Genomic DNA, 26,631 nt, shown 5'->3' with positions numbered 1-26,631 from the left:
CTGCACCTGAATCCCCCTACTGGAGGAATCCCCCTCATGCTCACCCACTCCACCCGGCGCTGGCTCGCCGGACTGGGCGTCGCAGGCGCGTTCGTCGCCGCCTCCGCCAGCCCGGCCGCCGCCGCCAAGGAAGCTCCGCTCGAACTGGGCGTGTATTTCAGCGACACCACCCTCGCCGCCGGCTCCGAAGGCAAGATCGACTATCCCCTGCTGTTCGCCTCCGAGCCGGTGGTCGTCGAGGGCCTCACGGTCACGTACGACTACACCGATCTCGACGGCGTTCTGCAGCTCAAGCGCGACAGCGACGGCTCGGACTGCGAGTCGCCGAAGGCTGGCGTTCTGGCCTGCACCGAGCACTTCGAGATCGGCCTGGACGAGTGGGGCTCGGGCGGCCTGTTCAGCGTGGCCATGACGCCGACCGCCAAGGCCGCGGACGGCGACAGCGGTGTCCTCAAGGTCACGGTCAGCGCCGACGGATTCGCCTCGGCCAGCCACTCCGCCAAGGTCCGGATCGGGGAGGGTGTCGACCTGGCCGCCCCGGCCGAGGAGTCCGAGGTTTCGGCCGCTCCCGGCGGCAAGTTCACTGCTCCGCTCACGTTGACCAACGCCGGTGAGACGGAGGCGAAGGGCGCGGTCGCGATCTTCGACCTGGACTACGCGATTCGTCCGGACAAGCAGTACAGCAACTGCACGTACCGGGATGGCTTCCTGCTGACCTGCGCTTTCTCCGAGGTGCTCGCGGGCGGCGAGACCCGCTCGGCGGCGGTGCCCTACGTGCTCGGCAAGGACACGTACGCGCCGGGTCACGACTACGGCTACTACAACTGGATGACCCCGGCGGAGTTCGAGGACTTCAGCGCGTACCTGCAGGCGGGGGGCTACCCGATGGGGCAGCCGGGTAAGGGTTCGGTGCTGACCCTCCCGGCCGGCCCGTCGAAGGCCGCGGCGCGCGGTTTCCAGGCCGACACCGACCCGACGAACAACTGGTCCGGCATGACCGTCACGGTCACCGGCAAGAACGGCGCGGATCTGGTCGCGATCGGCGACAAGCTCACCGGCAAGGCGGGCGACGTCGTCACCGCCAACCTCGGTGTGCGCAACGACGGTCCGGCCGCACTGGACTTCGGTCGCGGGGGATCGCCGGTCACGAAGATCGACATCGCGGTTCCGGTGGGTACCACCGCCGTCGAGGTGCCCGAGGTCTGCGCGCCGTTCGACGGCGAGCAGGTGGACTGGGAGAACCCCGGCAAGCCGGGCGCGAAGCAGTACCGGTGCTACCCGGACATCTTCATCGGCGTCGATGAGGAGCAGACGGTCGAGATCGACCTGCGGATCGACAAGGTGATCCCGAACGCCGAGGGCACCGTCACCATCAACGCCAAGTGCGAGTGCGAGGGCTTCACCGAGGACCTGAAGCCGGCGAACGACGTCGCCAAGATCCTGGTGAACGCCGCGGGTGGCCAGGGTGGCGGTGACGGTGGCTCGCTGCCGATCACCGGTCAGTCCACCGGCCTGCTCGCCGGCCTCGGCGCGCTGCTGCTCGCCGCGGGCGTCGGCGGCTACCTGGTGGCCAAGCGCCGCCGGACCCGCTTCGTCGCCTGATCCACCCCAAGCAACCTGATCCACCTCACGCACCGGTGCCCGCCGCCTCCATCGGCGGCGGGCACCGTCCTTTTACACGGAGGGAACTGGACCATGCTCACCCACTCCACCCGGCGCTGGCTCGCCGGACTGGGCGTCGCAGGCGCGTTCGTCGCCGCCTCTGCCGGCCCGGCCGCCGCCGCCGAGGCACCCTTCGAGGTCGCGACGCACGATCTACTCCTCGCGCCCGACCACATCGAGTACGGCTACTTCTTCGCCTCTCTCACCGACTCCGAGTCGGAGCCGAAGTTCGGGCGTACCTCCGTGGACGTCGACTTCTCCGCGGTCGCGGGCTTCGCCACGGTCGAGCCGGCGTGGGGCTGGGCCTGCGACGCGTCGGCGACCAAGCTGCACTGCGAGAGCGACATCGAGGACGGCCAGTCGCCGTGGTTCGACTACACGGTCACCGGCAAGAGCGACGCGAAGCCGGGGCAGAAGGGCTCGCTCGCGATCAGCATCACCTCCGGCGGCAAGACCGCCAAGGCGACCGCCGGCGTCACCATCGCCGAGGGCGTCGACCTGGTGAGCGACGCGACGGTCGAGACCAGCGGTGCTCCGGGTAAGACGGCTGGCCTTCCGGGTGTCGTACGCAACGCAGGCGAGACCACCGTCGACGGTGCCGTGCTCGTCGTGCAGGCCGAGTACCTCGCCGCGTACGGCGGGAACTACTCCAATTGCAAATCGGACGAGTGGGGCATGATCGCCTTCTGCGCCTTCGACACGAAGATCGAGCCGGGCAAGTCGTACAAGCTCTCCGAGGAACTGCCGATCAAGGTGTCCACGGACGCGCGCACCGGCGCCAAGTTCCCGGTGGCGCTGGACTGGTGGACCACTGACGACTGGGACCTGGCGTTCAAGGACTGGTTCCTGGACGAGGTCAAGCCCGGCACGGGCGGCAAGCTTCGCCTGGTCGAGCAGTCGATGCAGGCAGCGCGGGTGCCGCAGACCGATCTGGACCGGATGAACGACACCACCATCGGAACCGTGCGGGTCACCGGCAACAACCCGGCCGACCTGGCGACCAAGGGTGCTACCGCGAGCGGCATGAAGGGCGCCGTAGTCACCGTCGCGCCGAGCTACACCAACGTCGGGCCGGCTGTGCTCGAGTACATCGGCCAGGGCACGCCGGGCATCAGGCTCGAGGACCTGCCAGTACGGGTGACCATCCCGGACGGCACCACCGCAACGGAAGCTCCCTTCGACTGCGTGCCGTTCGCGCCGGGCAAGGAGTGGGACCCGTGGAACGCGGCCTGGGGTGAGCCGGGCGCCAAGGAGTACGCGTGCCAGGTTCTCGAAACCGCGCCGGACTACGAGACCACGCTTGAGTTCGCTCTCCGGATCGACAAGGTCGTTCCGAACGCCTCGGGTGCCGTCACGACCACGCTGGCCGGTGACCCGAACAAGAGCAACGACACCGCCAAGATCGTGATCAACCCGGCCGCCAGTGGCGGCGGCAACAGTGGCGGCGACGGTGGCGGTGACGGTGGCTCGCTGCCGATCACCGGTCAGTCCACCGGCCTGCTCGCCGGCCTCGGCGCGCTGCTGCTCGCCGCGGGCGTCGGCGGCTACCTGGTGGCCAAGCGCCGCCGGACCCGCTTCGTCGCCTGATCCGCCCCGAGCAACCTGATCCATCCCCGCAGTAACGGTGCCCCGTCGACCAGGCTGGTCGGCGGGGCACCGTCGTATCCGGCCACCGGGTGGTGAGGGCTGGTCCGGCGCGGCCCGGGCACCGGGCTTCGGTACCCTTTGTGGCCGTGGACACAGCTGAGAAGACCCGCGCTCTCACGGAGAGCGTCGCCCTGAACCCGCTCGATCCCAAGGACCTGTTGCAGACCTTCGGGCTGGTCGGCGTCTGGGTGATCCTCTTCGCCGAGACCGGCCTGCTGGTGGGATTCTTCTTCCCCGGCGATTCGCTGCTGTTCCTCGCCGGCGTGGCCGCCTCGCCGGTGGCGGACGCCATCTTCGGTGACGGCACCCGGCTCTCGCTGGCCGGCCTGCTGATCGGTGGACCGATCTGCGCGATCGCCGGCGCGCAGCTGGGTCACTGGCTCGGCGCGCGGTACGGCCGACGGATGTTCGAGCGGCCCAACTCGCGGCTCTTCAAGAAGGAGTACGTGGAGAAGGCCGAGTACTACTTCCAGAAGTTCGGCCCGGCCAAGGCCGTGGTGCTGGCGCGCTTCATCCCGATCGTGCGGACGTTCCTCAACCCGGTCGCCGGGGCGCTGGGCATGCCCGCTCGGCAGTTCCTGCTCTGGAACATCGTCGGCGGGGTGCTCTGGGTGGACGGCATCCTGCTGATCGGCTACCTGCTGGCCGACCGGATCTACAAGGCGATCGGCGACAAGATCGACCACTACATCCTGCCGGTGGTCGCGCTGATCATCCTGATCTCGGTGCTGCCGATCTTCTTCGAGTTCCTCCGCGACCGTCGGGCGCGCAAGCGTGGCGAGGCGGTCGCGGTCGTCGCGGCGGCCAGCGCCGCGGGCGCGGTCGACGCGGTGCGCGAGAAGTTCGACCACGACGAGCACCCGCACGACCGTCGCGGGCACGGACACGAGCGCTGACCCGAGGTACGACGACGGCCGGCCCCCTGGTGCGGGGGTCGGCCGTCGGCATGTCGGACCCGGCCTCCGGCGGTGCGGCCGGGGACGAGCAGGTATCAGCTACCGGTGGCGCCACCCCTGGTTCGCCACCGGACACCGCCCCGGGTACGGGACGGTGCGCAGCGCCTTACGTCAGCGGGCCTTCTTCGTGGCCCGCTTACGCGGCGGGGTCAGCAGGTCGGCGATCGTCGCGATCGCGCTCGGGACCAGCCGGTAGTACGCCCAGACACCGCGCTTCTCCCGCTCCAGCAAGCCGGCCTCGGTGAGGATACGCAGGTGGTGACTGACCGTCGGCTGGGAGAGGCCGAGCGGCGCGGTCAGGTCACAGACGCACGCCTCGCCCTCGGGGGCCGACTGGATCAGGCTGAGCAGCCGCAACCGGGCGGGATCCGCAAGGGCCTTGAGGACCCCCGCGAGACGCTCGGCATCGGCACGTTCGATCGGCTCACCGGCAAGCGGCGAGATCTGAGGCATAGTCATTTCGGCCAACGCAGTTCCCACGTATTCCATCCTTCCACCAGCAGCATCGATCCGCCTGCATATCAGCAGATACGAATCGGCAGACTTTTACGCCACAAGGCCGAGGTCAGCCAACGTATAGGCCGCCCGGTACGGCAATCCGGCGGCTCGCACCGCGTCGCCGGCGCCTCGATCAACAATAACTGCCACGCCCACGACTTCGGCTCCGGCCTCGCGAAGAGCCTCGACGGCGGTCAACACACTTCCGCCCGTTGTGGACGTGTCTTCCACGGCCAACACCCGGCGGCCGGCCACCTCCGGTCCCTCGATCCGTCGCTGAAGACCGTGTGCCTTGCCCGCCTTGCGCACCACGAAGGCGTCCAAGGCGCGGCCGGTTCCAGCGGCGGCGTGCAGCATCGAGAGCGCGACAGGGTCCGCGCCCAGGGTGAGGCCACCGATCGCTTCGTACTCCCAGTCGGCGGTGAGGTCGAGCAGCGCCCGACCGACCAACGGAGCGGCCTGGTGATGGAGCGTGACGCGCCGCAGATCGACGTACCAGTCTGCCTCGCGCCCCGACGAGAGCACGACCCGTCCGTGGACCACAGCCAGGTCGGTAATGAATTTGCGCAGGTCGTCGTGGTCCCCCATGGCGATAGAGGTTACTGCGCAACTCTGAACGCCGTGTGGACGGGCCTGGTGGATCGGAGCGGCGAGACACCGATGAGTGGCGATGTCCGACTACGCTCAGCAACCGACTCGATCGCGATGCGCCAACGACCGCCGGTGGCTTCTCCGGCGCGACAACGCGCCGACGGCTCAGCGCTCCTCGCGACCGATCCGGCCGCGGGTGTCGCGGGAGACCACCTCCAGGAGCCGGCGCGGCGCGTGTCGCAGACCGGCGACGGCCACCTTGTACTTCCACGCCGGAACGCTCACCAACTTGCCTTTGCGCAGGTCACGCAGGGCCTCGTCGACGACGTCCTCGGCACGTAGCCACATCCAGTCCGGCGTCTTGGACATGTTGATGCCGGCCCGATCGTGGAATTCGGTACGGGTGTAGCCGGGGCACAGAGCCATCACCCGGACGCCGAAAGGACGTGCCGACTGGCCCACGGACTCGCTGAAATTGGTGACCCACGCCTTGCTGGCCGAGTAGGTCGATCCGGGCATCACCGCGCCAAAACCAGCAACCGAAGAGACATTTATCACTGCCCCGTCGCGTCGTTCGGTCATCGGGCGAAGCGCCGCCAGGGTCAGTCTCATGACGGCGTGCACATTCAGGCGGAGCAGCCGGGCCTCGTCCTCCGCTGTGGAGCGCAGGAACGGCTTGTTCAGGCTGATGCCGGCGTTGTTGACCAGGAGGTGCACCGGACTGCCGGACGCCAGCCGCGCTTCGACGGTGGCACAGCCGTCATCGGTGGACAGATCCGCCGGCAGCGTCTGGACGTCGTGACCGTGGCGGGCGCCCAACTCGGTGGCCATCGCGGCCAGCCGTTCCGCGTCCCGGGCGATCAGCACCAGGTGCCAGCCGTCGGCCGCCAGGCGCCGGGCGAACGCCGCGCCGATGCCGGCGGTGGCACCGGTGATCAGGGCCCGTCGCTCGGTGGTCGTGGATTCGAGCGTCACGGGCGGTCCTCACCTGGGCGGGTACGGGGGCGTGGCCGGCGCCTGCGAGGGCTGGTGCGACGCGGGCGGAAAAGCGGACGGCACGATCGGCGCCGTCAGACGGTGTCGACCGAACCAGGCGTTCGCCGCCGGCAGGGCCAGCAGCGCGGCTACCACAAGGTAACCGAGGGCCTGCCCGACGGAAAGGCCGGCATTGAGGGGGATCCACCAGGACGGGTACGCGTCCGCGATCAGACCCAACAGCTCGGCGGTGGCCCGCTCGTCCGTCCCCAGCCGCAGCGGCGTGGCACGTTCGCCGACGAGCACCGCCACGCTGCAACAGGCCGAGAGCAGGCCGAGCCCGCTGACCACCCAGGTGGCCACGCGTACGCCCCGTCGACCCGTCAACAGTCCGAGGGCGAGTCCGGCGAGCACGAGCGCGGACAGGGCGGCGACCACCGCGGTCAGCGCCGCCGACGCGCGCAGCAGGGCCACCAGACCGTCGATCTGCTGCGGGCTGGCCGAGGTGTCCCGCGCCGCGGCGCGGAACGCGTCCACCGTCCGGCCGAGCACCGCCAGGTCGACGGCGGCGTACGCGAGCGCGCCGACCGCCATCAGCAGCAGCACGGCCGTGGCCACCAGGACCACGGCGGGCCGGCGGGGCGGTGCCGATTCGGGGTACGACACGACGGATCCCTCCGGTAGGCGTCGGGTTGCAACCTACTCGGAGGGATCGTCGGCGTCGTGCTTATCCGAGGGTCAACTCGTCGACGGCGGGGTCGTGCCGGGGCGGTCCGTCGGCGGCGTGTCGTCCGGACGGTCCGAGGTGGACGGGTTCGCCGGCGGGGTGGTCGGCTGCTCCGGCTGGGACGCCGGACCGGGAGTCGACGGGTAGGCCGGCTCCCCGCTCGACGGCTGAGGCGGGGTCGACGGGTAGCCGGGCTGACCGGACGCCTGCGGGTAGCCGGGCTGGCCGGGGGCCTGCGGGTAGCCCGGCTGGCCGGGGGCCTGCGGATAGCCGGGGTAGCTGGCGCCCGGAGTCGGCGGCTCCCACGCGGCGGCGGGCTTGCGGAAGAACTCGTTGGACTTCGGCAGCGCCAGCAGGATCAGTGCCGCCAGCAACGCGAGCAGGCTGACCACACCGAGCAGGAGGCTGACCGGGGTGATCCAGGAGGGCAGCGCCTCGTCGAGGCGGCGCTGGATCTCGTCGGGGCTCGGCACGTCGCCGCCGCTGTTTCCGCCGGCGTTGAAGCCGCCGCCCGCACCGCTGAGCAGGCTGCCGCCGGTGCAGCAGACCATGATGCCGCCGACGATCCAGGTGGTGATCCGGGCGCCGTTCTTGCCCTGGTTGTTGAACATGGCCAGCACGCCCAGCACGACCGCCAACAGGAGCAGGAGGATCGCGGCGCCGAGGCCGAATGCGAAGACGAAGTTCGCCACCTGGTCGGCGCCCTCGGTGGTGCTGCTCGCGTACGCGTCGCGGAGCACGTCCCGGGTCTTGCCGATGGTGGCAAGGGTGATGATGAGACTGATCACCTGGCACGCCAGGAACAGGTAGAGCAGGTAGCTCGAGATCGTCACAGTGGAGGGCCGTTGGCGGGCCGGCGTGCTCGGGGAGTCGACCACGATTCTCCTTTCCTAGATCGGGCCCACACCGTATCGGCAACCGGCCACTCCGGCATGCCGTGACGAAAGCGGCGCGCCCGGCGAGGTCGTTCAGCGCGCGTCGTCGGCCGGTCGGATCGCCAGGTCGGCCGGGTCGAGCAGGTCACCGCGCGCGACCTGCCAGCCCGCTTCGCCGTACGCCTCGAAGGAGAGCCGGGCACGCCCGCCCGAGTCGTAGTCGTGGTACCGCATCGTCCCCGCCGCCGGCAGGCCGGTCTCTCCGATGGCGGTGTAGCGCGCCTGCCCGGTCTCGGCCCAGGTGTACCGCTGCCCGCCGAGGTCGATCTCCGGAGCGCCGGGGGTGACCGTCGCACCGGGTTGGGCGGTCCAGAGCACCAGCTCCAGTTCGGGACCACCGTCACCCTCCACGGAGAGCCGGTGCGGCGTGCCGGAGGCGTCGTCGAGGAGGTGCTGCACCCAGGTCCAGTCGCCCTCGACCAGCCGGATGGTGCCGCTCACGACGTACTCCTGATGGCGGATCCGCACGCGATCACCCGGCGCCAGGTGGCGGGTCGGCGGGAGGCCGGTGGGCGTGTCCGCGGCCCGCCGCCGGGCGCGCACGACGACCACGAGCACGACCGTCATGAGTACGACAACGGCGCCCACCAGGGACGCCAGCGACCCGTCCACCCGACCACCTCCCCAGGTACGTCGGCGCAGACGGTAACAACCGGGCGCACCGATATGAGTCGCGTCGTGACCGAAAGCTCAACCAGCGCGGCGGGCCACCGGACCGGGCCCTCGGCGGTGGAGGTTTTCGGCGACCGTCAGGCCGCCGCGAGTCGCTGCGTGGCGTAGTCGCCGAGGGTGGAGCGGCCCATGACGCAGCCGACGAAGGTGGTGAACTCGGTGGAATCGTCGCGCAGCGACGTCCAGGTCGCCTGGGCGGCCGCCGGGTCGACTCGTTCCAGCAGCGTCGCCGCGTACGCCCGGCCGGCGGGCGAGCCCTCGGCCAGCAGGTGGTCGAGTTGCCGGCGTACCTCCTCGGGGTGCTCGTCGAGTGCGGCCTCGACGCGGCGGTACGCCTCGGTCACCGGCAGCACCTCACCGGCGAACCCCACACCGCCGAAGGCCAGCGTGTCGGCGGTCATCAACTCGTCCGTCGCGGCACGAAGCTCTCGTTCCCACCTACTCATCCCGAACATGCCCCACTCCTTTCCCCGCCGGCCCGTCTCCCACCCTGTTGATCAAGAGGTTTGCGTCATGGGAAGACGTCCCGATGACGCAAACCTCTTGATCGCCGGGGTTCAGGCGGGGGTGACCGTCAGGGCGGTGGGGGTGGCGTCGGGGTTGAGGTCGACCTTGACCGTGTTGCCGTCCCGGATGGTTCCGGAGAGCAGGGCCTTCGCCAACTGGTCGCCGATGGCGGTCTGGACCAGTCGGCGCAGCGGGCGGGCGCCGTAGATCGGGTCGTAGCCGTGCTCGGCCAGCCAGCCCCGCGCCGCCTCGGTGATCTCCAGACCCAGGCGCCGGTCGGCCAGACGACGTCGCATCCGGTCGAGCTGGATGTCCACGATGGAGCGCAGGTCGTCCCCACGCAGCGCCGCGAACACCACGATGTCGTCGAGCCGGTTGAGGAACTCGGGCTTGAAGTGCGACCGGACGACGGCCAGGACGCCCTCGCGACGCTGCTCCTCGGCCAGCGTCAGGTCGCTGATCACCGACGACCCGAGGTTGGAGGTGAGGATCAGGATCGCGTTGCGGAAGTCCACCGTGCGGCCCTGACCATCGGTGAGCCGACCGTCGTCCAGCACCTGGAGCAGCACGTCGAAGACGTCCGGGTGCGCCTTCTCCACCTCGTCGAGCAGGATCACCGAGTACGGCCGGCGGCGTACGGCCTCGGTGAGCTGGCCGCCCTCCTCGTAACCGACGTAGCCGGGCGGGGCACCGACCAGGCGGGCCACGGAGTGCTTCTCGCCGTACTCGCTCATGTCGATGCGGACCATCGCCCGCTCGTCGTCGAACAGGAACTCGGCGAGCGCCTTGGCCAGCTCCGTCTTGCCCACACCGGTCGGGCCGAGGAAGAGGAAGCTGCCCGTCGGGCGGTCCGGGTCGGCGACTCCGGCCCGGGCCCGGCGTACGGCGTCGGAGACCGCGCTGACTGCCTCGGCCTGGCCGACCACCCGGCTGCCGAGCGACTCCTCCATCCGCAGCAGCTTCGCCGTCTCACCCTCCAGCAGCCGGCCGGCGGGGATGCCCGTCCAGGAGGCGACGACCGCGGCGATGTCGTCCGAGCCGACCTCCTCCTTGAGCATCGCGCCGTCGGCCTGGAGCTGGGCCAGCTCCTCCTCGGCCTGCGTCAGCTCGACCTTCAGGGCGGGGATGCGGCCGTACCGCAGCTCGGCGGCGCGCTCCAACTCGCCGTCGCGCTCGGCCCGCTCGGCCTCGCCGCCCAGGCGCTCCAACTCCTCCTTGGCGGTGGAGAGCTTGGTGATGTGGCTCTTCTCGGTCTGCCAGCGCTCGGAGAGCACGGTGAGCTGCTCGCGCTTGTCGGCCAGCTCCTGGCGCAGCCGCTCCAGCCGCTCGGCGGAGGCGGCGTCGGGCTCCTTGGCCAGCGCCATCTCCTCGATCTCCAGCCGGCGTACGGCCCGCTCGATCTCGTCCACCTCGACCGGCCGCGAGTCGATCTCCATCCGGAGTCGGGACGCGGACTCGTCGACCAGGTCGATCGCCTTGTCCGGCAGGAACCGGTCGGTGATGTACCGGTCGGAGAGCGTGGCGGCGGCGACCAGCGCGGCGTCGGTGATCCGGACGCCGTGGTGCACCTCGTAGCGCTCCTTGAGGCCCCGCAGGATGCCGATGGTGTCCTCGATGGTCGGCTCGCCGACCAGCACCGGCTGGAAGCGGCGCTCCAACGCCGGGTCCTTCTCGATGTGCTCGCGGTACTCGTCCAGCGTGGTGGCGCCCACCATCCGCAGCTCGCCGCGGGCCAGCATCGGCTTGAGCATGTTGCCGGCGTCCATCGAGCCCTCGCCCTTGCCGGCGCCGACGACGGTGTGCAGCTCGTCGAGGAAGGTGATGACCTGGCCGTTGGAGTTCTTGATCTCCTCCAGGACGGACTTCAGCCGCTCCTCGAACTGGCCCCGGTACTGGGCGCCGGCGACCATCGCGCCGAGGTCCAGCGAGACCAGCTTCTTGTCGCGCAGCGACTCGGGCACGTCGCCGGCCACGATCCGCTGGGCGAGACCCTCCACGATGGCCGTCTTGCCGACGCCGGGCTCGCCGATCAGCACGGGGTTGTTCTTCGTACGCCGGGAGAGCACCTGGATGACCCGGCGGATCTCCGAGTCCCGGCCGATGACCGGGTCGATCTTGCCGTCGCGGGCGCTCGCGGTGAGGTCGACGCCGTACTTGCTGAGCGCCTGGTAGGTCTGCTCGGGATCGGCGGTGGTGACCCGCCGGTCTCCGCCCCGGACGGTCGGGAAGGCCGCGATCAGGGCTTCCTCGGTGGCACCGGCCGACTTGAGCGCCGCCGACACCGCGCCGCCCACGCGGGCCAGACCGGCCAGCAGGTGCTCGGTGGAGGTGTACTCGTCACCCAGCGGGCGGGCGATCTGCTCGGCGGCCCCGATGGCGTTGACGAACTCGCGGGCCAGGGTGGGCTCGGCGATGCTGGAGCCCCGCGCGGCCGGCAGGGCGTCGACCGCCCGCTCGGCGGCCCGGCGCAGCTCGGCGGGGTCGGCCCCGACGGCGCGCAGCAGACCGGCGGCGGTCGAGCCTTCGGTGTCGAGCAGGGACAGCAGCAGGTGCCAGGGCTCCACGGTCGCGTGGCCACGCTGGTTGGCCAGGGAGACGGCACCGGTGATGGTCTCGCGGCTCTTGGTGGTGAGTTTCTCGGTGTTCATGGGCTCCCCCGGATCGGCGTTGTCCACTGTTGTGGACGCAACCAGAGTTGAGCGTATTCCACTCAACCTTACCGTGTGACGCCCATCACTCCCGGCGTCGCCACCGCCAGTCGAACTCCCCGGCAGCCGGAGCCGGGCCGGGCAGCGCGTCCGCGTCCGGTGCCGTCGACAGACCACCCAGCAGCACCGCGAGCTGCCGGCGGCGCAGCTCACGGGTGCGCTCCGCGTCGGGTACGCGCACAGCCGCGCACCCCTCCAACACCAGCCCCAGATCCTGTACGACCACGTCGGAGCGCAGCCGCCCACTGGCGTGCGCCCGGTCGACCAGCGCCGAGGCCAGCTCGCCGGCGCGTACCGCGTCCCGGCCCATCTCCTCGGTCGGCGTGAACGTGCCGGCCAGGTGGACGGTGAGCGAGTGCACGTCGGCGTCGACCACCCGGGCCAGGAATCCCGCGAAGGCGGCCCAGTCGTCCGGCTCGGCGAGCGCCTCCTCGGCCACGGCGATGTAGCGGCGCAGCCCGTCATGGCAGAGCTGACGCAGCAGGGCCTCCTTGCCCGCGTACCGCCGGTAGAGCGCGCTGATCCCCACGCCGGCGCGGTCCGCGACGGCGGCGATCGGCGCCTTCGGGTCATCCAGGAAGACGGCGCGGGCGGCTTCGAGGATCACCTCGTCGTTGCGGGCGGCCTGGGCGCGGCGTCCCGCCAGGGGCTTCGGGGAGGTCGTCGGCATGACCCGAGACTAACACTGGAACGGACCATTCCGGTCTGCTACTGTGGTTGCAGAACAAAACATTCCGTTCCGAAGGAGTCCCGAGATGACCGGCACCGCGATCCGCCCGTTCCGCGTCGAGATCCCGCAGACCGCCCTCGACGACCTGGCCGCCCGCCTGGGCCGCACGATCTGGCCCGCCGAACTGCACGGCGTCGGCGACGCGTACGGGATGAGCAGCGACCGGGTCCGCGCGCTCGCCGACCGCTGGCGCGACGGGTTCGACTGGCGGACGGTCGAGGCCCGGCTCAACGCCCACCCGCAGTTCGTGACCGAGATCGACGGCGAGCAGATCCACTTCCTGCACGTCCGGTCGTCCCGGCCGGACGCCACCGCCCTGGTGCTCACCCACGGCTGGCCGGGCTCGGTGCTCGAATACCTGGACGTCATCGGCCCGCTCACCGAGCCCACCGACCCGGCCGCGCCGGCATTCCACGTGGTCATCCCGTCGCTGCCGGGCTTCGGGTTCTCCGGCCCCACCCGCAGCGCCGGCTGGAACCGGCACCGCACGGCCCGCGCCTGGGCCGAGCTGATGAACCGCCTGGGGTACGACAGCTACGGCGCGGCCGGCAACGACGCCGGCTCGATGATCTCGCCCGAGCTGGGCCGGATCGACCGCAAGCACGTGCTCGGGGTGCACGTCACCCAACTTTTCTCGTTCCCGTCCGGCGACCCGGCCGAGTTCGCCGGCCTCTCCGGGGCGGACGAGGCGGCGCTGGCGCACCTCCAGTGGTTCTACGAGAACAAGTTCTCCTTCAACCAGGTGCACAGCCAGCAGCCGCAGACCCTGGCGTACGCGCTGGCCGACTCGCCCGTCGGCCTGCTGGCCTGGAACGCGCAACTCTTCGACGAGAGCCTGGACGCCGACTTCGTCCTGGCCAACGTGGCCCTGTACTGGTTCACCGGCACCGCCGCCTCGGCGATCCGCTTCTACTGGGAGGACGCGCACGCCGACGAGCAGCCGACCGACCCGACCACGGCGCCCACCGCGGTGGCCATGTTCCCCGGCGACTTCCAGTCCATCCGGCGCTTCGCCGAGCGGGACCACGCGAACATCGTCCGCTGGACGGCCTACGGCACCGACGTCGAGGGGCGCGGTGACGTCGGCGGCCACTACGCCGCCCACCAGGCGACCGACGTCCTGGTCGACGACATTCGCGAGTTCTTCGCCAGCCTCCGCTGACTGGTGTTCCCGAAAGTCGGGGTGTCCTGGACCTCCGGACACCCCAACTTCCGTGATGTCGAGTCGATCAAGCCCGCAGCGCTGGGGCTTCGTCCAAGATCTGCGCTTCGTTAACTTGGCGGTAGCCTTGGCGGGTGCGAGTACGTGTCGAGCAGACCGCCTTACCCGGGATCGGGGTACGCCACGATCTGGTGACGGAGTCCGGACGCCGCCTGGGCGTCGTCTCCCACCGCAATGGCCGCCGTGATCTTGTCCTGTACGACCCCGACGATCCCGACGCCTGCCAGGCGGACATTCCGCTGACGGACGACGAGGCGGAGGCGCTCGCCGACATCCTCGGCGCGTCGCTGATGCTCGGTCAGCTCTCCGGGCTGCGCGAGCAGGCCGCTGGGCTGCTCACCGAGCAGATCGCCATCCCGGCGGGGTCGCGGTACGTCAACCGTCCGCTCGCGGACACCAAGGCGCGTACCCGCACCAGCGCCTCCATCGTGGCGGTGCTGCGCGACGGCGAGGTCATCGTCTCGCCGCTCCCCTCGTTCCGCTTCGCCGCCGGTGACGTGGTGGTCGTCGTCGGGACCCGCAGAGGTCTCGACGGTGTGTCCGCCATCCTCGCCGACAGTGACCCGGACGGCTGAGGCGGATGCACGATTTCACCAAGCTGCTCATCGAAGTCGGTGCGCTTCTCCTGCTGCTCGGGCTCCTGAGCCGGCTCAGTCGCCGCTTCGGCCTCTCTCCCATCCCCCTCTACCTGCTCGCCGGGCTCGCGTTCGGCCACGGCGGGCTGCTGCCGCTGGACGCCAGCGAGGAGTTCTTCGCGGTCGGCGCCGAGATCGGCGTGATCCTCCTGCTGGTAATGCTCGGCCTGGAGTACTCGGCCAACGAGCTCGTCGGCAACCTGCGCTCGGCAGCGCCCGCCGGCCTGATCGACGGGGTGCTCAACGCGCTGCCCGGCGCGGGGTTCGCCCTGCTGCTCGGCTGGGACTGGGTGGCCGCCCTCGTGCTCGGCGGCATCACCTGGGTCTCCTCGTCCGGGGTGATCGCCAAGGTTCTCGCCGACCTGGGCCGACTCGGTAACCGCGAGACCCCCGTGATCCTCTCGGTGCTCGTCATCGAGGACCTGGCGATGGCGCTCTACCTGCCGCTGGTCACCGCCGTACTGGCCGGGACCGGCCTGCTCGGCGGCGGGATCGCGCTCACCGTCGCGGTGGGCACGGTGCTGATCGTGCTGGTGGTCGCCATCCGGTACGGCCATCTGATCTCGTCCGCCCTGTCGGCGAAGGACCCGGAGGCGCTGCTGCTCGGCGTACTCGGCCTGACGTTGCTGATCGCGGGCATCGCGGAGTCACTCCAGGTGTCCGCGGCGGTCGGCGCGTTCCTGGTCGGCATCGCCCTCTCCGGCCCGGTGGCCCACCACGCCACCGAGCTGCTCTCGCCACTGCGGGACCTGTTCGCGGCGGTGTTCTTCGTGTTCTTCGGCCTGACCACCAGCCCGCAGGACATCCCGCCGGTGCTGCTGCCGGCGCTCGGCCTGGCTGTGGTCACCATGGGCACGAAGACGCTCACCGGCTACCTGGCGGCCCGCCGGGTCGGTATCGCCGAACCCGGACGTTGGCGGGCCGGTCTGGCGCTCGTACCCCGTGGTGAGTTCTCCATCGTCATCGCCGGCCTCGCGGTCGCGGCCGGCAGCGTCGAGCCGCGGTTGGCCGCGCTCGCCGCGACGTACGTCCTCATCACGGTGGTGACCGGACCGATCCTGGCCCGGCTGCCCGACTTCCCGTGGTTCAAGCGGTGGTTGCGCAATCGCGCCCTGGCCCAGCGGCGCGAACCGGTGCCCGTCCACGACTGATGTTCACCGCCGCTGTCCTGCCCGCCGAGGTGGGACAGCGGCGCTGGCCAGGACACCCGAACGGCCGTTCGGGCCGGGCCGGCCGACGGATGCGGAATTGCGCCCTGCGGGTACTACCGCAGTAACCGGCGGCGGGTTACCGTTTCGCCCCAGCAGCCAGGGTCCGCAGGCATCGTTGCCACCCGCGGGCGAGAGCGGAAGGTTGGCCGGTGAGCGTGCAGGAGTCGACGTTCCACGGCTTCGCGAACCCCGTCGATCCGAGCCCGGCGGAGTTACGAGCTTGGGCGTACCAGCCGGATTCGGTCCCGTTGGCGTCCATGCCACCCGACTGGGACCTTCTGGTCTCGGGTGACCGGCTGGTGTTGACGCTCTTCGAGCTGGCCATGGATCCGACGTGCCCGGCCCGGCGCTTCGCGCTGCACTGTCTCTACATCTACGCCGCCGACGGCATCCGGACGAACTTCCGGGCCCATCCCAAGCGCCGCTTCCGCAAGCTCGTGGAGCAGGCGGAGCGCGACGGCGACGAGCTGATGAGGATCTGGGCGCACAACGGTCGCGTACTGCTGGCCCGGCCGGATCTCTTCGTCTACCGGGACTGGTGCGAGGGCGGCCTGGTCCGCGAGAACCGCCGCCTCGGCTGAGAGCCCTTCCCACGGCTGTCCCGCGCCGCCGCCGCCCGGGAGCATGAGGGTATACGCAGCTCCTTTGGAGCTGATGCCGCAGACGAATCAGGCGGGTCCCAGCCGCAATCCAGATCCGACGGCCACCACCTGATGTCGTAGACGACTCAGCTCCAAAGGACGCGCGGGTAGGGACATCCCCTCCCACCCGTCGCCCCGGGCACCACAGACCGCAGCGGTTGGGCGGGCTGCGGAATCACCCGGACCCGGCCCGCACCGCGCAAGAAGGTCCAACGGGCATGGCGAACGAGCCGGGACCCCCACCGCCGCGTCACCGCGTCCCGGCCCGCACAGCATGGCGAACGAGCCGGGACCCCCACCGCCGCGTCACCGCGTCCCGGCCCGCACAGCATGGCGAACGAGCCGGGACCCCCACCGCCGCGTCACCGCGTCCCGGCCCGCACAGCATGGCGAACGAGCCGGGACCCCCACCGCCGCGTCACCGCGTCCCGGCCCGCACAGCATGGCGAACGAGCCGGGACCCCCACCGCCGCGTCACCGCGTCCCGGCCCGCACAGCATGGCGAACGAGCCGGGACCCCCCGTGGGTCCCGGCCCGCACGTCGGTCACCGGTTTCGGTCGTTCTTGCGGTCCGTTTCTGGGCGGGTCGGCTCGCCCTGTTCGGCGAAGCGACCTTCCTTGATCCGGTCGCGGAATGTTCCCTCGGTGACCTTGTCGAACTTCTCGCGGACGGTGTCGGCCAGACCTTCCAACCGCTCTTCCGTCTGCTGAGCGACTTTCTTCGCCGGCTCCGCCATCGCTCCCCCTCGCCATGCCGGTAGGCCCGAATTAAGACGTTTGGACCCCGTATCAGCAGATTAACGGAAGCGGCCCGGCCCGCGCCGGGAAATCGGAGCGCGGGCCGGGCCGAGAAGGCGGTACGTGGGTCAGCGATCGGTCGTACGGCGGGGACGCCACACCACCAACGCGGTGGACGTGCGGTTGGTCGGGACCAGATCCCGACCCGGGAACCGGGCCAGCGACTCCAGCTCGGCCACCCGGCGGTACGCGGCGTCCAACTCCGCCTCCAACCGGGCGACCCGCTGCTGCGCCTGCTCCAGCAGCCGCTCCAAGCCGATGATCCGCTTGACGCCGGCGAGGTTGATCCCGTCGTCCTGACTGAGCCGCTGCACCTCACGCAGCAGCACCACGTCCCGGACGCTGTAGCGACGACCGCCGCCGGCCGCCCGGCCGGGCTGCACCAGCCCCAGCCGGTCGTACTGGCGCAGGGTCTGCGGGTGCATCCCCGCCATCCGTGCCGCCACCGAGATCATGAGCACCTTGGCCTCGTAGGCAGGGTCACCCGAACCGAGGAACTCGCCCGACATCCCGCTCACCTCCGCGTCCATCCCACCGGACTATCCGACCCGACGCACACGCGCGTCGAGATGTTCCCGCGCCGCCGGCGGACTCTGCTCGGCGAACGCCTCCAGCGCGGCCCGCGCCTCGTCCGACAGCCGGGCCGGCACCACCACGTCCAAGGTGACCAGCAGATCGCCGGCCTGCCCGTCGCGGCGGACCACGCCCTTGCCCCGGGCCCGCAGCACACGCCCGCTGGGCGTGCCCGGCGGCACCCGCAGCGTCACCGCGCCGTCGAGCGTGGGCACCCGCAGGTCCGTGCCGAGCACGGCCTCCGCGAAGGTCACCGGCACGGTCAACGTCAGGTCGTCTCCGGTACGCCCGAACAACTCATCCGGTCGCACCTTCACGTGCACGAACAAGTCACCGGCCGGGCCACCGCGCTCGCCCGGCTCGCCGCGCCCGGCCAACCGGATGCGTTGGCCGTCGGCCACCCCCGCCGGGAAGCGCACGTTCATCGTGCGGGTCTTGGTGACCCCGCCGCTGCCGTGGCACTCCGGGCACTTCTCCTCCACCACGGTCCCGACGCCCTGGCAGTTGCCGCACGGCTCGGAGAAGCTGAACGACCCCTGGTTGCGGGTCGTGACCCCGGCCCCGTGGCAGACCGGGCAGGTACGCGGCTGGGTGCCGGGCTTGGCTCCGTTGCCGTGGCAGGTGTCACAGACCCCGGGGGCGCGCAACGTCAGCGGCAGGGTCACCCCGCGCACCGCGTCCCCGAAGTCCAGTGCCACCTCGGTCTCGACGTCCCGGCCCCGGGCCGGACCACGCGGCGCGGCCTGCCCACCTGCCTGCCCGCCCGAGAAGATCGAGCTGAACAGGTCCTGGAAGCCGGCCCCACCGCCGAAGCGGCGGTCGCCGCCACCGGCGCCACCGCCGAACAGGTCGGAGACGTCGAACGGCATCCCGCCCGGCTGACCGCCGGCCCGCGCGTTGCGCCGGAACGCGCCCGAACCGAACAGCGAACGCATCTCGTCGTACTCCCGGCGACGGCCGGTGTCCGACAGCACGTTGTACGCCTCGGAGACGGCCTTGAACCGCTCCTCGGCCTTCGGGTCGCCCGGATTGTGATCCGGGTGCGATTCCCGGGCCAGCTTGCGGTATGCCTTCTTGATGTCATCCGCGGAGGCGGCCTTGTCCACGCCGAGCACGGCGTAGAAGTCCTTCTCGAGCCAGTCCTTCGAACTCACCGGTCCACCCCCTTCCGACCGTCGTGGCCCGGCCGTCCCGCCCACCGCAGCGCGGGGGACGGGACGGCCCGGTCACCGTCTCGCACTATTCCGGATCCGCGACCGCGACCAGCGCGGGGCGCAGCAGCCGCTCACCGAGCTGGTAGCCGCGCCGCATGACCTGCACGCAGGTCGGCTCGCTGACCTCGGCCGAGGTCTGGTGCGCGACGGCCTCGTGCCGGGTCGGGTCGAACGGGTCGCCCTGCTCGCCGAAGGCGGTCAGGCCGAACTTGCCCAGCGCGCCGGTGAGCTGGTCCGCCACCGTTCCGAACGGTCCGACCAGGTCGCCGTGTTCCCGCGCCCGGTCCAGGTCGTCGAGGATCGGCAGCAGCGCGGCCAGCACCGAGCCGGTCGCCTGCTCCTGCACCAGGGCGCGGTCGCGGTCGACCCGCTTGCGGTAGTTGGCGTACTCCGCCGACACCCGCTGCAGATCCCTGGTCCGCTCGTCGAGCTCGGCCCGGAGCGCCTCCAGCTCGGCGCCGAGCGAGGTGCCCGTGCCGCCGCCGTCCACCGGCTGCGCCGGGGCGTCCACCACCGGCGGACCGGAGGGTTCCGGCCCATCGGTGGCGTTGACCTCGACCTCGATCTCGTCGACCACGACCTCGGCGTCCTCGACGAGGCCCTCGGCCGGTGCGCCGGTCTCCGCGTCGGCGGCGGTGCCCTCCGGCTCCGTCGCGTCACTGAGCTTGCGGTTGTTGCGGATGACGACCCGCTCCTCGGCGCCGGTGGTCGACTCCGTGGGCGCGGAGCCACCCGGCGTCGACCCGGTGTCGTCCGAGTCGGCGGCTCGTGGCTTCTGCGTCATGCGGCTACCTCATCCCTTCGCCGTGGATACGTGTCGGAGGCGGGCAGTCACTTCTTGCCGTCCTCGTCCACGATCTCCGCGTCGACCACGTCGTCGGGGCCGCCCGCCTGGGCGCCACCCGTGGCACCGGTCGCGCCGGTCGCACCCGGGCCGGCCTCGCCACCGGGCTGGCCCTGCTCGGCCTGCTGGGCGTAGAGCAGCGAGCCCGCCTGCTGGGAGACCTGCGCCAGCTTCTCGTGCGCCGACTTGATCTTCTCGATGTCCTGGCCGCCCAGGGCGCCCCGCAGCTCGCCGAGCGCCTCGTTGAGCTGGTCCCGGTTCTCGCTGGGCAGCTTGTCGCCGCTCTCGGCGAGGAACTTCTCGGTCTGCCATTGGAGCGCCTCGGCCACGTTGCGGGTCTCGGCGTCGTCGCGGCGACGCTTGTCCTCCTCCGCGTGCTCCTCGGCGTCCCGGCGCATGCGCTCGATGTCGTCCTTCGGCAGCGAGGAGCCGCCGGTGATCGTCATCTTCTGTTCCTTGCCGGTGCCCAGGTCCTTGGCGTGCACGTTGACGATGCCGTTGGCGTCGATGTCGAAGGCGACCTCGATCTGCGGCACGCCGCGCGGCGCCGGCGGGAGGCCGGTCAGCTCGAAGGTGCCGAGCTTCTTGTTGTAGGCCGCGATCTCCCGCTCGCCCTGGAACACCTGGATCAACACCGACGGCTGGTTGTCGTCGGCGGTGGTGAACACCTCGGAGCGCTTGGTCGGGATGGTGGTGTTGCGCTCGATGAGCTTGGTGAAGATGCCGCCCTTGGTCTCGATGCCCAGGCTCAGCGGGGTCACGTCGAGCAGCAGGACGTCCTTGACCTCACCCTTGAGCACACCGGCCTGCAGGGCGGCGCCGACGGCGACGACCTCGTCCGGGTTGACGCCCTTGTTGGGGTCGCGGCCGGTGAGCTGCTTGACCAGGTCGGTCACGGCGGGCATACGCGTCGAGCCACCGACGAGGATGACGTGCTCGACGTCGGAGATCTTGATCCCGGCGTCCTTCACGGCCTGCTCGAACGGGCCCTTGCAGCGGTCCAGCAGGTCCTGCGTCATCCGCTGGAACTCGGCGCGGCTGAGCGTCACGTCCAGGTGCAGCGGGCCGGCCGCGCCGGCGGTGATGTACGGCAGGTTGATGTTGGTGGTGGTGGCGGCGGACAGCTCGATCTTGGCCTTCTCGGCGGCCTCACGGAGGCGCTGGAGGGCCATCTTGTCCTGACCGAGGTCGATGCCGTGCTCACCGCGGAACGTCTTGACCAGGTGGTCGATGATGCGCTGGTCCCAGTCGTCGCCACCGAGGTGGTTGTCACCGCTGGTCGACTTGACCTCGATGACGCCCTCGGCCAGCTCCAGCAGCGACACGTCGAAGGTGCCGCCACCGAGGTCGAAGACCAGGACGGTCTGCTCCTTGGAGCCCTTGTCCAGCCCGTACGCCAGGGCGGCGGCGGTCGGCTCGTTGACGATCCGCAGCACGTTGAAGCCGGCGATCTCACCGGCCTCCTTGGTGGCCTGACGCTGGCTGTCGTTGAAGTAGGCCGGGACGGTGATCACCGCGTCGGTGATCTGCTCGCCCAGGTACGCCTCGGCGTCCCGCTTGAGCTTCATCAGGGTCCGGGCCGAGATCTCCTGCGGGGTGTACTTCTTGCCGTCGATGTCGACGGACCAGTTCGTGCCGACCTCACGCTTGACCGAACGGATCGTCCGGTCCGGGTTGGTCACCGCCTGGCGCTTCGCGACCTCACCGACGAGCACCTCGCCGTTACGGGCGAACGCGACGATCGACGGGGTCGTCCGCGAGCCCTCAGCGTTGGCGATGACGGTGGGCTCACCGCCCTCGAGAACGCTGACGCAGGAGTTCGTCGTGCCGAGGTCGATACCGACCGCACGTGCCATCTTCGCTTCCTCGCTTCGTAAGGTTGTGCAGGTGACGGGCACCGCCCGCGACTGCTCGGCGGGCGCCGCCCGCAGCGGTCCCCACCACAAGTTGAGTGAACTTGACTCAATAGTGCCACGCGTCGGCGAATCGTCAAGTCGAGTTGAGCCGACCCGACGCAACCCAGACGTTATTACCGTCCGGTTGTCTTCCCTTGCATCGGTCGGGCACGCTTTAGCGGTGACGACGCACGGCGATTCCGCCACCCGTTCCGGCGCGCCCGCCGTCGCCGCCCGCACCGTCCCTCCGGACGCCGCGGAGGAGCCGTCCGTCACCAGCGGGGACGACAGCCTCCCCGGCGCGCTGTCGGGCCTGAGGGCCGCGATCGGCGCGACCCGCTATCCGCTCGCCCTGCCCTCCGCCGGCTCTGCCCGACAGGCCGCGGGCGCCCTCACCGACCAGCTCGACGACTACCTGCTGCCCCGGCTGGCCCGGCTGGACGCCCCGCTGCTCGTGGTGGTCGGCGGCTCCACCGGCGCGGGCAAGTCGACCCTGGTCAACAGCCTGGTCAAGGCCCGCGTCAGCGCCGCCGGCGTCCTGCGACCCACCACCCGCTCCCCGGTGCTCGTGTGCAACCCGGCCGACGCGACCTGGTTCCGGCAGGGCGACCTGCTGCCGGGGCTGACGCGTACCACCGAGCCGAGCGACGACCCGCGCTCCCTGCACCTGGTGACCGCGCCGGCCCTACCCCCGGGCCTCGCGTTCCTCGACGCGCCGGACATCGACTCGGTGGTCGACGCCAACCGCGCGCTCGCGAGCCAACTGCTCGCCGCCGCCGACCTCTGGCTCTTCGTCACCACCGCCGCCCGGTACGCCGACGCGGTGCCGTGGGAGCTGCTCCGCAGTGCACGCGCCCGGGGCGCCGTGATCGCCATGGTGCTCGACCGCGTACCCGCCGAGGCCAGCGAAGAGATCGCCGCGCACCTGGCCGAGATGCTCGCCGCCCAGGACCTGGACCGGGCGCCGCTGTTCGTCCTGCCGGAAACCTGGGTCGACGGTCAGGGTCTGCTGCCCGAGGGGGTCACCGCGCCACTGGCCGAGTGGTTCGCCCGACTGGCCGCCGACGCCGACGCCCGCGCCGCAGTGGTCCGGCAGACGCTGGACGGCGCGCTGGCCGCCCTGCACCCCGCCGTCGAGGAACTGGCCGACGCGGCCGACGAGCAGGTCACCGCCGCCGACGCGCTGGACGAGAGGGTACGGGCGGCGTACCGCGCCGCCGAGCGGACCGTCGAGCAGGGCCTGCGGGACGGTCGACTGCTCCGCGGCGAGGTGCTGGCCCGCTGGCAGGAGTTCGTCGGCACCGGCGAGTTCTTCCGCACGCTGGAGGCCCGCATCGGGCGTCTCCGGGACCGGGTGGTGGCCGCCGTCACCGGGCGACCCGCGCCCTCCGCCGAACTGCGCAACGCCATCGAATCGCAGCTCGTCACCCTGCTGCGCGGCGTCGCGTCCGAGGCCGCCGAATCCGCGTACACCGGGTGGAAGGCACACCCGGCGGGCGCGGACCTGCTCGAGCCGGGGCTCGCCTACCCGAGCAACGACCTGCCCGAACGCGCCGAACGCATGGTCCGGGACTGGCAACGCGGCGTGCTGGAGCTGGTACGGGTCGAGGGCGGCGACAAACGGTTCGTGGCCCGCACCGCCGCGTACGCGGTGAACGCCACCGGGCTGGCCGTCATGATCGCCGTGTTCGCCTCAACCGCGTTCATCCCCACCGGGCTGGAGGTGGCCACCGGGGCCGGCACGACGGTCGCCGCGCAGGCCGTACTCCAGGCGATCTTCGGTGACCAGGCGGTGCGTACCCTCGCCGCCAAGGCCCGGGTCGACCTCCTGGCGCGGGTGCGGACGCTGCTGGACGCGGAGGCCGACCGCTTCCTCACCCGCACCGCCGACGCCCGGCCCGCCGAGGCGGCCGGCGAGGCGCTGCGCCAGGCTGCCGGAAGGGTCGAACTGGCCCGGCACCGCAGCGGCCTGGCCACCGACGACACCAGCCCGGCCGGCGACGAGGAGGGTTCGCGTTGAGCAACATCGCCGGCCGGGTACGCGAGGCCTTCCGCGGCGACCAGCGGATCGACCCCGACGCGCTGATCGCCCGCCTGGACGCCGTACGCCGGCTGCTGACCGCCGTCGACGGTCTGTTGCCCGACGCCGAACTGGTGCCCGCACACACCCTGGTCGAACGGGCCGGCACCCGACTCGCGTTGTCCCGCGACCACACCGTCGTCGCCCTCGCCGGCGCCACCGGGAGCGGCAAGTCCAGCCTGTTCAACGCGCTGGCCCAGCTCGAACTCTCGCCGGTCGGCGTCCGCCGACCCACCACCGGCGTGACGCACGCGTGCGTGTGGGGCCCGTTGGAGGACGCCAACCGGCTGCTCGACTGGATCGGCGTGCTGCCCCGGCACCGCTTCGTCCGCGAGAGCGCGCTCGACGGCGACGACGAGACGCCCCTGCACGGCCTGATCCTGCTCGACCTGCCCGACTTCGACTCGGTGCAGCGGTCCCACCGCCTCGAGGTGGACCGGCTGCTCGGCCTGGTCGACCAGGTCGTCTGGGTGGTTGACCCGCAGAAGTACGCCGACCGGGTCATCCACGACAGCTACCTGCGCGAGTTTCACCGGCACCGGGACGTCACCCTGGTCGTGCTCAACCAGGCCGACCGGCTGCCCGCGGCCGAGCTGCCGCGCGTCCTGGACGACCTGCGCCGCCTGCTCGACTCCGACGGGTTGACCGGCGTGCCACTGCTCGCCACCACCGCCATCGACCCGGCCGGGATGGTCGGGCTGCGCACCGCGCTCGAGCACACGGTCGCCGAGCGGCAGGCGGCCCTGCGTCGACTGGCCGGCGACGTCGACACCGTGGTCGCCGGGCTGGACGAGATGATCGGCTCGGCCCGACCGGTGGGCGGTCCGGACGATGCGACCGTCGCCGGGCTGAACCGTGCGCTGGCCGGCGCCGCCGGAGTGCCGGCGGTGAGCGAGGCGGTGGAGCGGGCGTACCGGCATCGGGCCGGCGCGGCCACCGGCTGGCCGGTGGTCCGGGGCTGGCGGAGGCTGCGGCCCGATCCCCTGCGCCGGTTGCACCTGCCCGGCCCGGCCGGCGCGGACGCCGACCCGGCCGAGAGCCTGGTGGCGGCGACCTCGGTGCCCGATCCGACGGCCGCCCAGCGGTCGGCCCTCGGTCTGGCGATCCGTGCGGTGGCCGACCGGGCCGGCGGCGACCTGCCCGCCGCCTGGCCGACGGCGGTGACCTCCGCGGCCCGGTCCCGCCTCGACGACCTGCCGGACGCGCTGGACCGCGCGATCGCCGGCACGGACCTCGGCCTGGACCGCCAGCCGGCGTGGTGGCGGGCCGTCGGTGGCGTGCAGTGGCTGGTCACCCTGGCCGCCGTGGCCGGCCTGGCCTGGTTGGCGCTCGGCTACGCGCTACGGGCGCTCGGCCTGCCCGCACTGGACAACCCCATGGTCGGGCAGGTGCCGCTGCCGACCGTCCTGCTGCTCGGCGGCCTGCTGGCCGGGCTACTGACGACCGCGCTGACCCGTCCGGTCGTGCGCTGGGCAGCCCAGCGGGCGCGGGCCCGCGCCCGGCAGCGGTTGACGGTCCGGGTCGCCGAGGTCGGCGAGGAGTACGTGCTCGCCCCGGTACGGACCGTGCTCGCCTCGTACGCGCAGGCGCGCGACGCGCTCCGCGAGGCTGCCCGCCGCTGACGCCTCTGCGTACGCCCCGACCGGCGTAGGGTCGAAGCATGGCCACGCCTCAGACCCCTTACGACGCGGTGCTGCACGCCGCACGCGACGTGACCAAGCTGGAGTCCGCCCTCGACGCCGAAATGCTCGGCAGCGCGCTGCTGGGCAGTGTCTACGCGATCGCGGAGACCGACCGCGACACCGCCGTGCGGGAGTTCGTCACCGGCTTCCTCGCCGCCACCGCCCGCCGCCGGATCGCATCGGCCACCACCATCCGCCAGGTCTTCGCCACGCTCGTCCCGAGCGCCGAGGGCGTCGAGCGGGTACGCCCCGGCGGCCAGGCGCCCACCTGGTCCGGCCAGCTCGGCCGGGTGCACCTCACCGGCAGTTGGGCGTACGGCGACGTGTACGGCGACCAGACCTCCTACCTCGCCACCTTCGCGTACGACGACGCGGCCGGCGGCCCGGAGCACGCGCTGGTGGCCCTCGTCGACCACAACATCGGGATCACCAAGGACATCTTCGTGGGAGGACCCGCCGAGCGGATCCTCGACCAGGTCCGGCAGATGTGCGCGGACGACGAACTGACCTGGTTCCGCACCGAGGACCCGGCCCGGCTGCGGGGCGAGGTGGCCCGTCACCTCTCCGTCACCGACGACCTGGGCGAGTTGCCCGGCGAGGGCTCGCTCGCCACCGACCGCGCGCTGGTGGGCGCCCGGCTCGCCGTGCTGCCCATGGCCGCCGTGCCGACCGGCCCGGCCGAGGTCGAACCGCTGTCCGCCGCCGAGCGTACCGACCTGGTCCGGCGGTTCCTGGCCTCACCGGAGGCAGCCCGGTTCGGGCTCGACACCGTCGACGGCCCCGAGCTGGCATCGCTGCACTTCTGCCTGAGCCTGCTGCTGGACCACTCGGCGTCCTTCCCGGACTCCGACCCGATGCGGTGGAGCCCGGCGGTGTCCGGCCTCTTCCTGCTCGACTGGGTGCACCGCCGCGCCGTGCTGGACATGGACGACGCGGCGATGCTGCCCCGGGTCCTGCGGGCATGGGCCCGGTACGCGTCACAGCAGCGCGGGCTCCCCGAAGCCGCCGCCGAGCGGACCGACGAGGCGATCGAGGAGATGGTGCCGGAGTTCGCCCGGCTCTACTCGACCGGCGAGCGGCGTAGCCCGGCCACGGCGGCCGTCGCGCAACTCATGGCCGACGGCGTGGACCCGGACGACCCGGCCGCGCTGGACGCCTGGATCGAGGCGAACCGGCACCGACTCGCCGACGACGGCGCCTGACGGCATCCGGGCGGGTGGCGCCGAGC

General features: G+C 71.6%; 24 protein-coding genes. 10 read left to right on the top strand and 14 right to left on the bottom strand.

The features are described from left to right. The first annotated feature begins 36 nt into the window (after positions 1 to 36). From ACTFTM_RS01795 to ACTFTM_RS01785, 3 genes are all read left to right on the top strand, one after another. Entirely contained in the window at positions 37 to 1,602 is a 1,566-nt protein-coding gene (locus ACTFTM_RS01795) for an LPXTG cell wall anchor domain-containing protein (protein WP_449564140.1), read from the top strand. Positions 1,603 to 1,695: 93 nt separating this feature from the next. Next, entirely contained in the window at positions 1,696 to 3,249 is a 1,554-nt protein-coding gene (locus ACTFTM_RS01790) for an LPXTG cell wall anchor domain-containing protein (protein ID WP_449564139.1), read from the top strand. A gap of 140 nt (positions 3,250 to 3,389) precedes the next feature. Then, complete coding sequence (locus ACTFTM_RS01785; RefSeq protein ID WP_449564138.1) at positions 3,390 to 4,205, top strand: DedA family protein; 816 nt, start codon at positions 3,390 to 3,392, stop codon at positions 4,203 to 4,205. A gap of 171 nt (positions 4,206 to 4,376) precedes the next feature. On the opposite strand, the gene ACTFTM_RS01780 is transcribed toward ACTFTM_RS01785, so the two are convergent. The 9 genes from ACTFTM_RS01780 to ACTFTM_RS01740 all read right to left on the bottom strand — a co-directional run bounded on the left by ACTFTM_RS01780 (position 4,377) and on the right by ACTFTM_RS01740 (position 12,548). Next, complete coding sequence (locus tag ACTFTM_RS01780; RefSeq protein ID WP_007454255.1) at positions 4,377 to 4,754, bottom strand: ArsR/SmtB family transcription factor; 378 nt, start codon at positions 4,752 to 4,754, stop codon at positions 4,377 to 4,379. Positions 4,755 to 4,811: 57 nt separating this feature from the next. Further along, the gene (pyrE, locus tag ACTFTM_RS01775) at positions 4,812 to 5,351 is read right to left on the bottom strand and encodes an orotate phosphoribosyltransferase (RefSeq protein ID WP_449564137.1); all 540 of its coding nucleotides are present in this window, start codon (positions 5,349 to 5,351) and stop codon (positions 4,812 to 4,814) included. Positions 5,352 to 5,519: 168 nt separating this feature from the next. Beyond that, positions 5,520 to 6,329, bottom strand: coding sequence for an SDR family NAD(P)-dependent oxidoreductase (locus ACTFTM_RS01770; RefSeq protein ID WP_449564136.1), 810 nt, complete (start codon positions 6,327 to 6,329; stop codon positions 5,520 to 5,522). Between the two features lie 9 nt (positions 6,330 to 6,338). Beyond that, positions 6,339 to 6,995 carry a hypothetical protein gene (locus ACTFTM_RS01765; RefSeq protein WP_449564135.1) on the bottom strand — a complete coding sequence of 219 codons (657 nt, stop codon included), beginning with the start codon at positions 6,993 to 6,995 and terminating at the stop codon, positions 6,339 to 6,341. Between the two features lie 72 nt (positions 6,996 to 7,067). Next, complete coding sequence (locus ACTFTM_RS01760) at positions 7,068 to 7,934, bottom strand: hypothetical protein (protein WP_449564134.1); 867 nt, start codon at positions 7,932 to 7,934, stop codon at positions 7,068 to 7,070. Positions 7,935 to 8,024: 90 nt separating this feature from the next. Then, the gene (locus ACTFTM_RS01755) at positions 8,025 to 8,603 is read right to left on the bottom strand and encodes a DUF4178 domain-containing protein (protein WP_449564133.1); all 579 of its coding nucleotides are present in this window, start codon (positions 8,601 to 8,603) and stop codon (positions 8,025 to 8,027) included. Between the two features lie 137 nt (positions 8,604 to 8,740). Then, entirely contained in the window at positions 8,741 to 9,118 is a 378-nt protein-coding gene (locus ACTFTM_RS01750) for a hypothetical protein (protein WP_449564132.1), read from the bottom strand. A 102-nt stretch (positions 9,119 to 9,220) separates the two neighbouring features. Next, a complete protein-coding gene (gene clpB / locus ACTFTM_RS01745) occupies positions 9,221 to 11,818 on the bottom strand; it encodes an ATP-dependent chaperone ClpB (protein ID WP_449564131.1) in 2,598 nt (865 codons plus the stop codon). An 85-nt stretch (positions 11,819 to 11,903) separates the two neighbouring features. Further along, positions 11,904 to 12,548: a TetR/AcrR family transcriptional regulator gene (locus ACTFTM_RS01740; RefSeq protein WP_449564130.1), complete on the bottom strand. Its 645-nt coding sequence runs from the start codon at positions 12,546 to 12,548 to the stop codon at positions 11,904 to 11,906. Between the two features lie 85 nt (positions 12,549 to 12,633). Between ACTFTM_RS01740 and ACTFTM_RS01735 the strand changes: the two genes are divergently transcribed. The 4 genes from ACTFTM_RS01735 (at position 12,634) to ACTFTM_RS01720 (ending at position 16,257) form a co-directional block, all read left to right on the top strand. Beyond that, positions 12,634 to 13,770 (top strand): epoxide hydrolase family protein, encoded by a 1,137-nt coding sequence (locus ACTFTM_RS01735; RefSeq protein ID WP_449564129.1) that lies wholly within the window; start codon positions 12,634 to 12,636, stop codon positions 13,768 to 13,770. 134 nt (positions 13,771 to 13,904) lie between these two features. Then, the gene (locus ACTFTM_RS01730; protein WP_355048462.1) at positions 13,905 to 14,405 is read left to right on the top strand and encodes a cation:proton antiporter regulatory subunit; all 501 of its coding nucleotides are present in this window, start codon (positions 13,905 to 13,907) and stop codon (positions 14,403 to 14,405) included. 5 nt (positions 14,406 to 14,410) lie between these two features. Further along, on the top strand, positions 14,411 to 15,616 hold the full coding sequence (locus tag ACTFTM_RS01725; protein ID WP_449564128.1) for a cation:proton antiporter: 1,206 nt from the start codon (positions 14,411 to 14,413) through the stop codon (positions 15,614 to 15,616). A 209-nt stretch (positions 15,617 to 15,825) separates the two neighbouring features. Beyond that, positions 15,826 to 16,257 carry a hypothetical protein gene (locus ACTFTM_RS01720; protein ID WP_355048464.1) on the top strand — a complete coding sequence of 144 codons (432 nt, stop codon included), beginning with the start codon at positions 15,826 to 15,828 and terminating at the stop codon, positions 16,255 to 16,257. 605 nt (positions 16,258 to 16,862) lie between these two features. On the opposite strand, the gene ACTFTM_RS01715 is transcribed toward ACTFTM_RS01720, so the two are convergent. The 5 genes from ACTFTM_RS01715 to dnaK form a co-directional block, all read right to left on the bottom strand. Beyond that, a complete protein-coding gene (locus ACTFTM_RS01715) occupies positions 16,863 to 17,054 on the bottom strand; it encodes a hypothetical protein (protein WP_449564127.1) in 192 nt (63 codons plus the stop codon). Positions 17,055 to 17,183: 129 nt separating this feature from the next. Then, complete coding sequence (locus ACTFTM_RS01710; protein WP_007454237.1) at positions 17,184 to 17,624, bottom strand: heat shock protein transcriptional repressor HspR; 441 nt, start codon at positions 17,622 to 17,624, stop codon at positions 17,184 to 17,186. Between the two features lie 30 nt (positions 17,625 to 17,654). Further along, the gene (dnaJ, locus tag ACTFTM_RS01705) at positions 17,655 to 18,842 is read right to left on the bottom strand and encodes a molecular chaperone DnaJ (protein WP_449564126.1); all 1,188 of its coding nucleotides are present in this window, start codon (positions 18,840 to 18,842) and stop codon (positions 17,655 to 17,657) included. Positions 18,843 to 18,927: 85 nt separating this feature from the next. Beyond that, positions 18,928 to 19,686 carry a nucleotide exchange factor GrpE gene (gene grpE / locus ACTFTM_RS01700; RefSeq protein ID WP_449564125.1) on the bottom strand — a complete coding sequence of 253 codons (759 nt, stop codon included), beginning with the start codon at positions 19,684 to 19,686 and terminating at the stop codon, positions 18,928 to 18,930. A 47-nt stretch (positions 19,687 to 19,733) separates the two neighbouring features. Next, positions 19,734 to 21,602, bottom strand: coding sequence for a molecular chaperone DnaK (dnaK, locus tag ACTFTM_RS01695; protein ID WP_449564124.1), 1,869 nt, complete (start codon positions 21,600 to 21,602; stop codon positions 19,734 to 19,736). Positions 21,603 to 21,822: 220 nt separating this feature from the next. Between dnaK and ACTFTM_RS01690 the strand changes: the two genes are divergently transcribed. Genes ACTFTM_RS01690 through ACTFTM_RS01680 form a run of 3 tightly spaced genes read left to right on the top strand, consistent with a single transcriptional unit; the run spans position 21,823 to position 26,605 of the window. After that, positions 21,823 to 23,661 carry an ABC transporter gene (locus ACTFTM_RS01690; RefSeq protein WP_449564123.1) on the top strand — a complete coding sequence of 613 codons (1,839 nt, stop codon included), beginning with the start codon at positions 21,823 to 21,825 and terminating at the stop codon, positions 23,659 to 23,661. Next, the gene (locus ACTFTM_RS01685) at positions 23,658 to 25,343 is read left to right on the top strand and encodes a GTPase (protein WP_449564122.1); all 1,686 of its coding nucleotides are present in this window, start codon (positions 23,658 to 23,660) and stop codon (positions 25,341 to 25,343) included. Before ACTFTM_RS01690 ends, ACTFTM_RS01685 begins: the two co-directional genes overlap by 4 nt. 38 nt (positions 25,344 to 25,381) lie before the next feature. Then, positions 25,382 to 26,605: a hypothetical protein gene (locus ACTFTM_RS01680; RefSeq protein ID WP_449564121.1), complete on the top strand. Its 1,224-nt coding sequence runs from the start codon at positions 25,382 to 25,384 to the stop codon at positions 26,603 to 26,605. Positions 26,606 to 26,631 lie beyond the last annotated feature (26 nt).

It is taken from the genome of Micromonospora sp. RB23 (assembly GCF_053585025.1).
Note: the sequence above shows the minus strand (reverse complement) of the source record. Positions and strands in the feature narration are given on the sequence as shown.